Raw genomic sequence first — 9,883 nt, 5'->3', positions numbered from 1 at the left:
GACCAGCGCCTGGGCGGCCCCGGCGGTGACTACGCCCGGCAGGTCCCAGCCGGGAAACGGCACCACCCGGTCGTGCCCGCCGGGCGCCAGCACCAGCACCGGGGTGGTCAGGGTGACCGGGCCGTCCGGGCCGATCAGCCGCAGCGTCACCCGGTCCGGCCCATCGTCGCCGGCCGCCCTCCCGCCGACGGACGGTCTGTCCGCAATCGAGCCCGCCCAGACCTGGGAACGAGTGCGGAAGGTGATCCGGGGGTTGGCCAGGGCCGCGCGCAGCAACCCGTCCGCCCGGGAAGAGTGCGCGACCGCCGGTACGCCCGCGACGGTCGGCTGGCGCAGATACTGCCCCCCGGGACGCTGGCCCAGATCGACGACGACGACCGTGGCACCGGCATCCGCCGCCGCGACGGCCGCCGCGAGGCCGGCCGGACCGGCACCGACCACGGCCACGCCCACGGTCAGCGGAGCGTTTCCGGCGCTCCTCACGACGGAACCTCCCCGGTTCCGCGCTGGGTCTCGACGGTGTCACCGGGCGCCACCGGCCGCAGGCACGCCCGTACCCCGGGTTCGCCGTTGCACACCACGAGACAGTCGAAGCAGATCCCGATGCCACAGAAGACGCCACGGGGCCGATCGGCGAACCGGGTACGCCGGGTCGTACGCCGACCGGCGGCCAGCAACGCCGCCGCCACGGTCTGACCGGCGAGCACCGGTACCGGTTCGCCGTCGACCGTGATGGTGAACTCGGCCGGGCCGGTGCCGGCCTCAGGCGGCAGCACGGGCGTCCTCCGTCGGAGCCGGAAACCGGAGTGGATCGAAGGGACGCAGGTCCACCTCCGCCGCGTCACCCACGACGAGCTGGGCGACCAACCGACCGGTGGCCGGCGCCAGCCCGATTCCGGCACCCTCGTGGCCGTGCGCGTGGATCAGGCCGGGAGCGCGGGGATCAGGCCCGATCACCGGCAGATGGTCCGGGGAGAACGGCCGGAAGCCGTGGTAGACCCGGATCACGCGGACCCTGGCCAGCGCCGGGAAGAGCCGTACCGCCCCACGGGCCAGTCGGCGTACGGCGTCGGGGTTGGGCCGCCGGTCGAAGTCGACCAGTTCCCGGGAGGCGCCGATCAGGATGGTCCCGGCCGGTGTCCCCTCGACCACCGTGGAGGTTTGCAGCGCGGCATCCCCGCTGGCGACGTTCGCCAGGTAGTCGGCGGAGTAGACCTTGTGCCGGACCAGCGGCGGGACCGGTTCGGTGACCAGGATGAAGCCGCGGCGCGGGGCGACCGGAACGCCGGCTCCGGCCGATCTGCCGAGCCGGCCGGCCCAGGCACCGGCGGCGTTCACCACGTGTCCGGCGGCTACCGGGCCGGCGCCGGTCGCCACTCCGACCACCCGGCCGCCGCCGCTCCGGAGCAGGGCGGTGACCTCGGTGCGCAGCCGGATCTCGGCACCGTTGTCCCGGGCCGCCGCCAGCAGCGCCGCGGCGGCGCGGGCCGGCATGACCTGCATGTCCTGTGGATAGAACACCCCGCCGGCCACGTTCGGGGTGATCGCCGGCTCGTGGCCGCGCACCCCGGCCGGGTCCAGCGGCTCCACCACCACTCCCGCCTCGGCCTGCGCGGTGGCGGTCGCGCGCAGGCCGGCCAGCCCGGCCGGGTTCTCGGTGACGATAAGTCCGCCCTTGCGTTCCAGTTCGATGTCGCCGTACCGGCCGGCGAGTTCGGCTTCCCAGCGCCGCCAGAGCCCGTTGCTCAGCAACGCCAGCTCCAGTTCCGGGCCGGGCGGCTTGTCCGACACCAGCAGGTTGCCCTCGCCGGAGCCGGTGGCACCGGCGACCAGCCCGGCCCGCTCCAGCACGACCACGGTCAACCCGAGCCGGGCGCAGGCGTACGCGCAGGCCGCCCCGATGATGCCGGCGCCGACGACCGCCACGTCGAAGTTGGCTGTCATGATGTCCTCCCCCGGCTGTGGACCACCCGGTCCGCTCGGATCGCGGAGGCGGCCCGGCGCGTCTCCGCCGGTCGGAGCCGGGGATACCGCAGCACGGTACGGACGGCGGCGGGCCGGAGTCTTCGAACAAGTGCAGAAAGCCGGGCCGCCGGATCAGCACTCCTGTCGGGACCTGCCCCGCACGTTGCGCGGGGCCCTTGCGCGGGTGGCCCGGCCCGTCAGAGGGTAAGGACCGGCGGTCGGCGTGATTCGACATCCCGGCGGGGCTCGATGCCGCCGACGGGCCATGACGGTCAGGGGACGGCATGCACGCGGAGCTGCAACGCATCGTCGACGCGGTCGCCAGCCGGGTCGGCCGGCCGGCGCTGATCGAGGACCGCCGGCAGCGGGTGGTCGTGTACAGCGAGCACACCGGGCTGATGGACGAGGTACGCCGAACCTCGATCCTGCGCCGGCACACGACGCCGGAGGTCATCTCGTGGTTCCGTGACGCGGGCATCATGAAGGCCCGCGACCCGATCCGCACGCCGGCCTGCGCGGAGCTGGATCTGCTGCCCCGGCTCTGTGTGCCGATCTGCCACCACGACCTGCTGCTCGGCTTCGTCTGGTTCATCGACGCCGACGGCGGCATGACGGACGCCGACATCGAGGTCGTCACCCGGGCGACCGGAGAGCTGTCGCTCGCGCTCTACCGGGAGAACCTGCTCGGGGAGCTGGCCTCCCAACGCGAGGCCGAGGCGGCCCGGACCCTGCTGGTCGACAGCGTCCAGACCCGCAACGAGGTGGTCCGGTCGCTGCTCGCCGACGGTGTGGTGGCGAACGACCGGCCGGCCACCGCGCTCGTCGCCCAGCTCGTCCCGACCCGGGGTCAGGTGCTGGACGAGGTCGCCCGGATCGCGATGGAGCAGGTGCTGGTCGCGACGCGCCGCTGGATCGGCGTACGCGAGGCCCTGCATCTGATCCGCCACGACCAGGGTGTGCTGCTGATCTGCGGCGGTCAGGTCGCCGGTCGACCGTCCACCGAGGCCGCCGCCAGGCGTCTGGGTGAGGCACTGCACCACGCGACCCGGAACCTGACCTCGGTGGCCCGGGTGGTGGTCGGCGTCGGCGAGCCCCGTCCCCGGCTCGCGGACGCCGTGCACTCCTACGACGAGGCGCTCCAGTCCGCCCGGGTGGGCGTGCAGCTTCCCGCACTGGGCCCGATCATCTCGTGGGCGAACCTCGGGATCTACCGGATGCTGTCCCGGATGGACGAGCGGCACCTCGACCTGGCCGGCGTCCATCCAGGGCTGGACCGACTGCTCCGCGAGGACGCCAACCAGGTGCTGCTGGAGACGCTGGAGACGTACCTGGACCTGGCGGGGAACGCCCACGCCACCGCCGAACAGCTCCGGCTGCACCGCACCACGCTCTACTACCGGCTGCACCGGGTGGAGCAGCTCGCGGAGACCGACCTCAAGGACGGGAACGAACGGCTCTGCCTGCACCTGGCGCTGAAGCTGGGTCGGCTGACCGGGCACTACCGTCCCGGGCACTGAGGCGGTCCGGGCCTATCCGGTAGCGGCACCCCCGGCGCCACCGGCACCTCGCGTCCGCAGCCGGCGATAACCGGTGACGGACCCGAGGGCCACGACGGCCACGGCCAGGAGAACGACGCCGACGAGCACGGCCCGGCGGGACGTCGGCGCGGGCGGCGCGGCCGAGGACCGGGCGGCGGGCTCGACGGCCGGAGCCGGCCCGTTGTCGAGCGGTACCGGATCGACGACCGTGGCGAACGGGTCCCGGTCGGTGTCGACTGGAACGGCTGGTGGACGGATCGCGCCGGGCCAGTACTTCTCGGTCTGCGCCGACTGCAGCGGTGCCGGCACGCCGAACACCGACAGGGTGCCGGGCACGGTGAGGGTGCCGATCCGGTAGTCGGCGAACCGGCCCTGGACGCCGATCACCGTCCAGGCACCCGGACGCGGCACCGCGACGGCGGCCGCGTAGTGGGCCGGCTCGGGCAGTACCACCGCCGGGAACGACACCGAGGCGCCCTGCTCGTCGACCAGCCGCAGCGCGACGGTGCCGAGGTCGCCCTCGTACGGGTGGAAGCCGTGCTGGAGCACCCACAGCCCGATCGTGTAGCCCTTACCCGATTCCAGGCGATCCGGCAGTGGGTCCAGCACGGTGACCGCCCAGTTGCCCGCGTAGGCGGGTGCCGGGGCCAGGACCGGTACGCCGATCAGCCCGACCATCGTCGCGGCCACGGCGGCGAGCATGCGCGGGGTACGCATCGTTGACCACCTCCACCCGGGACGAGCCGCCCGCTCGGTGCCGGGTTCCATCCGACGCGAACCGATCGGTACGCCCTACGGCAAGATCCCGGCATGTCCCTTCCCACGGGTTTCGGCAAATCGAGTGTCGAGTGGGGACCGTCGGATGCACGGTGCCGAAATACAATCGATGATCAGATCAGGCCGCGTAGCGCAACGATCACGGAGGGACACGGCTGTGGAAGGACAACGAGAAGTAGCCCGGGGCGGCGTCGTCGCCGTAGCCAGTGACGACACGTTCGCGCACACCTATCCGGATCTGCGGGCCCTGCGCGAAGACTCGATCATGGCTCCCGACAGCGACCACCGGAACGACCTGGAATTCTTCGACACCGATGGCCGGCGGTTGCTGCCGGTGTTCGGCCCGACCCGAAAACTGACGGGCCTGCGGGAAGCGGCCGCGGAGCCCGAGCCGGGACTGCTCCAGCGGAGACTGGCCGCCGTAATCAGCCACACAGAAAGCCACCTCCGGGCGCGTCCCGAGCTGACCGAGCCGTTCGGCCTGACCCCGGAGGCGGCCATCGCGATGCTGCCCCGACCCGAGACGCAGAGCCTGGCCGAGACGCTCGCCGCCTTCCCCCACCGGGACCAGCCGCACATCCGGGCCGCCTGGTGGCAGCCACGCACCCTCGTCCACGCACACTCGGACGGCTGGTTCCACAACGCCATGCACGCGGCCGGCTGGGCACACCCCTGACCTTCGGACCGCGCCTCCGGCCGAGGTCAACAGGAGCCGATCGGTACGCCCTACGGCAAGATCCCGGCTTGTCCCTTCCCACGGGTTCCGGCAAATCGAGTGTCGAGTGGGGACCTTCGGATGCCCGCTGCCGGAAATACAATCAACGATCAGGTCAGGCCGCGTAGCGCATCGATCACGGAGGACACGGCTGTGGAAAGACAACGAGAAGTAGCCCGGGGCGGCGTCGTCGCAGTAGCCACTGACGACACGTTCGCGCACGCCTACCCGGATCTGCGGGCCCTGCGCGAAGACTCGATCATGGCTCCCGACAGCGATCACCGGAACGATCTGGAATTCTTCGACGTCAATGGCCGGCGGCGGCTGCCGGTGTTCGGCCCGACCGGGAAGCTGACCGAGCTGCGGGAAGCGGCCGGGGAGCCCGACCCGGGGCTGCTCCAGCGGAGACTGGCCGCGGTGGTCCGGCACGCCGAAGACCACCTCCGGGCGCACCCCGAGTTGACCGAGCCGTTCGGCCTGACCCCGGAGGCGGCCATCGCGATGCTGCCCCGACCCGAGACGCAGAGCCTGGCCGAGACGCTCGCCGCCTTCCCGCACCAGGAGCGCCCGCACATCCGGGCCGCCTGGTGGCAACCGCGTACCGTCGTATACGCGACCAACGGCAACTGGTTCCACAACGCCATGCACGCGGCCGGCTGGGCGCACCCCTGACCTTCAGACCAGGAGCGCGACGCCGACGAGCACGGCTCGACGGGACGGTTCCGCCCTGTCGTCGCCAACCCTTCGGGTACGCCCGTGCACCAGTACCAGCGGGTGTCGCTTCCCACGCGTGCTGGCAGACGTAGTCGCAGATAGAGGACGGTCGAATTCCTGTTCCGTGAATAAAATCGAAAATCATCGTCAGGCCGCGTAGCAACGATGACGGAGGACACGGCTGTGGAAGAACAACGAGAAGTAGCCCGGGACGGCATCGTCGCCGTAGCCAGTGACGACACGTTCGCGCACGCCTACCCGGATCTGCGGGCCCTGCGCGAAGACTCGATCATGGCTCCCGACAGCGACCACCGGAACGACCTTGAATTCTTCGACGTCAATGGCCGGCGGCTGCTGCCGGTGTTCGGCCCGACCGGGAAGCTGACCGAGCTGCGGGAAGCGGCCGGGGAGCCCGACCCCAGGCTGCTCCAGCGGAGACTGACCGCAGTGGTCCACCACGCCGAGAACCACCTCCGGGCGCACCCCGAGTTGACCGAGCCGTTCGGCCTGACCCCGGACGAGGCCATCGCGACGCTGCCCCGACCCGAAACACAGAACCTGGCGCAGACGCTCGCCGCCTTCCCGCACCAGGAGCGCCCGCACATCCGGGCCGCCTGGTGGCAACCGCGCACCGTCGCATACGCGACCCCCGGCAGCTGGTTCCACAATTCCCTGCACGCGGCCGGCTGGACGCACTCCTGACCTTCGTACCGCACCTCCGGCCGAGATCTGGTGGACCCGATCGGCGACCTCCAATGCTGAGAACGGTCCGCAGATCTCGCTGATCATGACCACCTTCGACTCTCGGCCGGGGGCAGCAGGACTGTTACCACCGGATAACAAGATCGAGTCGGCACGATGTCGACCGACCGAGTCCGTTGGTAGTGTGCGGCGGTGTCTCCCCCTCTGGCTGTAGAGCGCTCTCGGACCGGAGCGGCCGCCGGTCGCCCACCACCGACGCGTGGCAGGCCACGGCGTGAAGGCGGGCTCTCCTGGTTGCTGCTGCTGCCCTCGGTCGTGGTCTTCGCCCTGTTCATCTTCTGGCCGCTGGCCCGGACCTTCTATCTGTCCACCCACGGCAACGACATCTTCGGGGCGCCGAGCACCTACGTCGGCGTCGACCACTACACCGAGATGTTGACCGGCGAGTTCGGCAAGGTGCTCGGCACCACCGCGCTGTTCACGCTGATCAGCGTGCTGCCCGCCGTGCTCGGCGCGCTCGTCGTGGTGTTGCTGCTGGAGGCGCGGCTGCGGGGCGTACGGCTGCTGCGGACCGCCTTCGCCCTGCCGTTCGCGTTCTCGGTGGCCACCGCGTCGGTGGTCTTCGCCGTCATCTACAACCCGGCAATCGGGATCGCGAACGGGCTGCTCGGCGCGATCGGTGTCGACCGGGTCAACTGGCTCACCGACCCCTCGATCGCGCTGCCCGCCGTCGGTCTGGCCACGGTCTGGATGAACCTCGGCTACAACGTCCTGGTGCTCTCCGCCGGGGTGGCGGCCATCCCACCCGAGGTGGTGGAGGCGGCCCGGCTCGACGGTGCCACGGGGTGGCGACTGGCCACCGGCATCACGATCCCGCTGCTCTCGCCGCAGTTGTTCTTTCTTGTCGTGGTCTCCACGATCCACGCCTTGCAGAGCTTCGGTCAGATCCACATCCTGACCAAGGGAGGCCCGGACGACGCGACCACCACCCTGGTCTACTCGATCTACGAGAAGGCGTTCGCGTTCGGCTCGTCGGACTTCGGCGGCGCGAGCGCTCAGGCGGTGGTGCTACTGGTGATCATGCTGATCTGCACGGCGGTGCAGTTCGGCGTCCTGGAACGGCGGGTGCACTACCGATGAGACGACCACAGGCGGGACGGATCGTCGTCTACGTCGTACTCGGGCTGGCCCTGATCCCGGTGCTGTTCCCGGTCTACTACGCCTTCGCCGGTGCGGTGATGGGCCCCGGTGACCTGGCCACCTATCCGCCGTCACTGGTGCCGAGCGCGCTGCGCTGGGAGAACTTCGGCGACGTGTTCGCGTCCGTGCCGCTGGGCCGGTTCTACCTGAACTCCGCCGTCCAGGCCGGCGTGATCACCCTCGCCCAGGTGGTGACCAGCATCCTCGCCGCGTACGCCTTCGCATTCCTCCGGATGCCGGCGAAGGCGGCGACCTTCGGTCTCTTCCTGGCCACCCTGATGGTGCCGTGGGAAGCGATCATCATCCCCAACTACCTGGCCATCTCCGACTGGGGGCTGGCCCGGGGCGGGCTGACCTATCTCGGCCTGGTCCTGCCGTTCCTCGCCTCGGCGTTCGGTACCTTCCTGTTGCGCCAGGCGTTCCTCCAGTTTCCGGGCGAGTTGCGGGACGCGGCGGTGATCGACGGCTGCGGCCACTGGCGACTGCTGTGGCGGGTGATCGTGCCGCTGTCCAAGCCGTCGATCGCCGCCGTCGGGGTCTACGTCTTCCTCTCCGCCTGGAACCAGTACTTCTGGCCGCTGATCCTGATCCGGGACGCCGACTACCAGACCCTGCAGATCGGTATCTCGCAGCTCAACGACGCCGAGGCGGCCCAACCGGGGCTCATCCTGGCTGGCGTCGCGCTCTCGCTGCTTCCCACGCTCGCCGTCGTGATCTTCGGCCAGCGGTACATCGTCCGCGGGCTCACGGCGGGCGCACTCCGGTGAGCCCTGCCAGGGACCGTCGAATCTCTCAAAAGGAGTAGCAATGGCATCTTCGCGGTTACGCCGGACGGGCCGGCTGGCCCTCGCCGTGCTCGTCGCCAGCACGCTCGTCGCCGGCTGCGGCTCGGGTGGCGACGACGGCGACTCCGCCGACGCTCTCGACGCGCCCGGCGCCGAGGCACTCGACTCCGCCGGCGGCAAGACGACCGTCGAGTTCTGGCACGCCATGAAGGGTGCGAACGCCGCCGCCGTCGACAAGCTGGTCGCCGACTTCAACGCCAGCAGCGGCGGCAAGGTCGAGGTCAAGCCGGTCTTCCAGGGCAGCTACGACGAGACGATCGCCAAGTACAAGGCGTCGGTGCAGCAGAAGAGCACCCCGGCGCTGGTCCAGGTCTATGACATCGGCAGCCGGTTCATGGTGGACTCCAAGCAGGTCGTCCCGATGCACAAGTTCATCGAGAAGGACGGCTTCAACACCGCCGACATCGAGCCGAACATCGCCAGCTACTACTCGGTCGAGGGCAAGCTCTGGTCGATGCCGTTCAACTCGTCGACCCCGCTGCTCTATCTCAACAAGGAGGCGTTCGAGCGGGTCGGCGCCGACCCGACCAAACCGCCGAAGACCCTCGCCGAGATCGGCGACCTGGCCAAGCGGCTGACCGTGAAGGACGGCGGCGGCAAGACCACCCAGTACGGCTTCGGCGCGGCCATCTACGGATGGCTGCTGGAGCAGTTGCTCGCGACCGACGGCAAGGAGTACTGCGACAACGGCAACGGGCGTGACAAGCTGGCGACGAAGGTCCAGTTCGACCAGGCGGCCGGGGTGCAGGTGGCGCAGTGGTGGGCCGACCTGGTCCGGGGCGGCTACGCGACGAACACCGGCCGGAAGACCGACGACGCCCAGGCGGCGTTCAAGGCCGGTACGGTCGCGATGCACCTCGAGTCGACAAGTGTGCTACGCGGGTACGTCGACGCCGCCAAGGGCAAGTTCACGGTGCTGACCGCGCCGTACCCGAAGATCAATGACGCCTCCGCCGGTGGACCGATCATCGGCGGTGCGTCGCTCTGGATCAACGGGGTGGGGCACAGCGCCGCCGAGAAGCGGGCCGCCTGGGAGTTCGTGAAGTTCGCCTCCGGTGCGGCCCAGCAGGCGCAGTGGCACACCGGCACCGGCTACGTGCCGATCAACCCGAAGGCGCTGGAGGAGCAGATCGACAAGGACTGGGTCGCCCAGTACCCGCAGTTCCGTACCGCCGTCGACCAGCTGCACGCGCTGCCGCCGTCGGTCGCGTCCGCCGGGTGCCTGCTGGGAACGATGCCGCAGGCCCGTAAGGCGTCCGAGGACGGCCTGGAGGCGGCCATCGTCGGCGCCAAGCCGGCCGAGCAGGCGATGAAGGACGCCGCCGCGAGCATCCAGCCGGAGATCGACAGCTACAACAAGTCGGTCGGCTGAGTTCGGCCGGGCCAGGGCCGCGCACGGTCGGCCCTGGCCCGCCGAGCCGCACCAC

At 70.6% G+C, this 9,883-nt stretch carries 11 protein-coding genes; 7 read left to right on the top strand and 4 right to left on the bottom strand.

Translation table 11 applies throughout. The features are described from left to right. The 3 genes from I0C86_RS36680 to I0C86_RS36670 all read right to left on the bottom strand — a co-directional run. On the bottom strand, positions 1–483 hold a 483-nt coding region (locus I0C86_RS36680; RefSeq protein WP_196205900.1), incomplete at its 3' end, for an FAD-dependent oxidoreductase. After that, entirely contained in the window at positions 480–776 is a 297-nt protein-coding gene (locus I0C86_RS36675) for a (2Fe-2S)-binding protein (RefSeq protein ID WP_196205899.1), read from the bottom strand. The genes I0C86_RS36680 and I0C86_RS36675, both read right to left, overlap by 4 nt. Next, positions 763–1,944: an NAD(P)/FAD-dependent oxidoreductase gene (locus tag I0C86_RS36670; RefSeq protein ID WP_196205898.1), complete on the bottom strand. Its 1,182-nt coding sequence runs from the start codon at positions 1,942–1,944 to the stop codon at positions 763–765. Before I0C86_RS36670 ends, I0C86_RS36675 begins: the two co-directional genes overlap by 14 nt. Before the next feature lie 305 nt (positions 1,945–2,249). On the opposite strand from I0C86_RS36670, the gene I0C86_RS36665 reads away from it, so the two are divergent. After that, a complete protein-coding gene (locus I0C86_RS36665; RefSeq protein WP_196205897.1) occupies positions 2,250–3,482 on the top strand; it encodes a PucR family transcriptional regulator in 1,233 nt (410 codons plus the stop codon). A 12-nt stretch (positions 3,483–3,494) separates the two neighbouring features. Here I0C86_RS36665 and I0C86_RS36660 read toward each other — a convergent pair whose 3' ends face one another. Continuing rightward, positions 3,495–4,220 (bottom strand): hypothetical protein, encoded by a 726-nt coding sequence (locus tag I0C86_RS36660; protein WP_196205896.1) that lies wholly within the window; start codon positions 4,218–4,220, stop codon positions 3,495–3,497. Between the two features lie 217 nt (positions 4,221–4,437). Here I0C86_RS36660 and I0C86_RS36655 point away from each other — a divergent pair, with 217 nt between their 5' ends. The 6 genes from I0C86_RS36655 (at position 4,438) to I0C86_RS36630 (ending at position 9,828) form a co-directional block, all read left to right on the top strand. Beyond that, the gene (locus I0C86_RS36655; protein ID WP_196205895.1) at positions 4,438–4,956 is read left to right on the top strand and encodes a hypothetical protein; all 519 of its coding nucleotides are present in this window, start codon (positions 4,438–4,440) and stop codon (positions 4,954–4,956) included. 192 nt (positions 4,957–5,148) lie between these two features. Continuing rightward, positions 5,149–5,667, top strand: coding sequence for a hypothetical protein (locus I0C86_RS36650; RefSeq protein ID WP_196205894.1), 519 nt, complete (start codon positions 5,149–5,151; stop codon positions 5,665–5,667). A gap of 225 nt (positions 5,668–5,892) precedes the next feature. Beyond that, positions 5,893–6,411 (top strand): hypothetical protein, encoded by a 519-nt coding sequence (locus I0C86_RS36645; protein WP_196205893.1) that lies wholly within the window; start codon positions 5,893–5,895, stop codon positions 6,409–6,411. A 294-nt stretch (positions 6,412–6,705) separates the two neighbouring features. Beyond that, positions 6,706–7,551 (top strand): carbohydrate ABC transporter permease, encoded by an 846-nt coding sequence (locus I0C86_RS36640; RefSeq protein ID WP_230395393.1) that lies wholly within the window; start codon positions 6,706–6,708, stop codon positions 7,549–7,551. Continuing rightward, on the top strand, positions 7,548–8,378 hold the full coding sequence (locus I0C86_RS36635; RefSeq protein ID WP_196205891.1) for a carbohydrate ABC transporter permease: 831 nt from the start codon (positions 7,548–7,550) through the stop codon (positions 8,376–8,378). Before I0C86_RS36640 ends, I0C86_RS36635 begins: the two co-directional genes overlap by 4 nt. Positions 8,379–8,418: 40 nt before the next feature. Next, the gene (locus I0C86_RS36630) at positions 8,419–9,828 is read left to right on the top strand and encodes an ABC transporter substrate-binding protein (protein WP_196205890.1); all 1,410 of its coding nucleotides are present in this window, start codon (positions 8,419–8,421) and stop codon (positions 9,826–9,828) included. Positions 9,829–9,883 lie beyond the last annotated feature (55 nt).

This window comes from Plantactinospora alkalitolerans (assembly GCF_015690345.1).
GTDB classification, from domain to species: domain Bacteria; phylum Actinomycetota; class Actinomycetes; order Mycobacteriales; family Micromonosporaceae; genus Plantactinospora; species Plantactinospora alkalitolerans.
Note: the sequence above shows the minus strand (reverse complement) of the source record. Positions and strands in the feature narration are given on the sequence as shown.

Bases quoted from the DNA above. Each gene is read 5' to 3' on its own strand.
- I0C86_RS36670 (WP_196205898.1), bottom strand. From the start codon at position 1,944: ATGACAGCCAACTTCGACGTGGCGGTCGTCGGCGCCGGCATCATCGGG.
- I0C86_RS36665 (WP_196205897.1), top strand. From the start codon at position 2,250: ATGCACGCGGAGCTGCAACGCATCGTCGACGCGGTCGCCAGCCGGGTC.
- I0C86_RS36660 (WP_196205896.1), bottom strand. From the start codon at position 4,220: ATGCGTACCCCGCGCATGCTCGCCGCCGTGGCCGCGACGATGGTCGGG.
- I0C86_RS36635 (WP_196205891.1), top strand. From the start codon at position 7,548: ATGAGACGACCACAGGCGGGACGGATCGTCGTCTACGTCGTACTCGGG.
- I0C86_RS36630 (WP_196205890.1), top strand. From the start codon at position 8,419: ATGGCATCTTCGCGGTTACGCCGGACGGGCCGGCTGGCCCTCGCCGTG.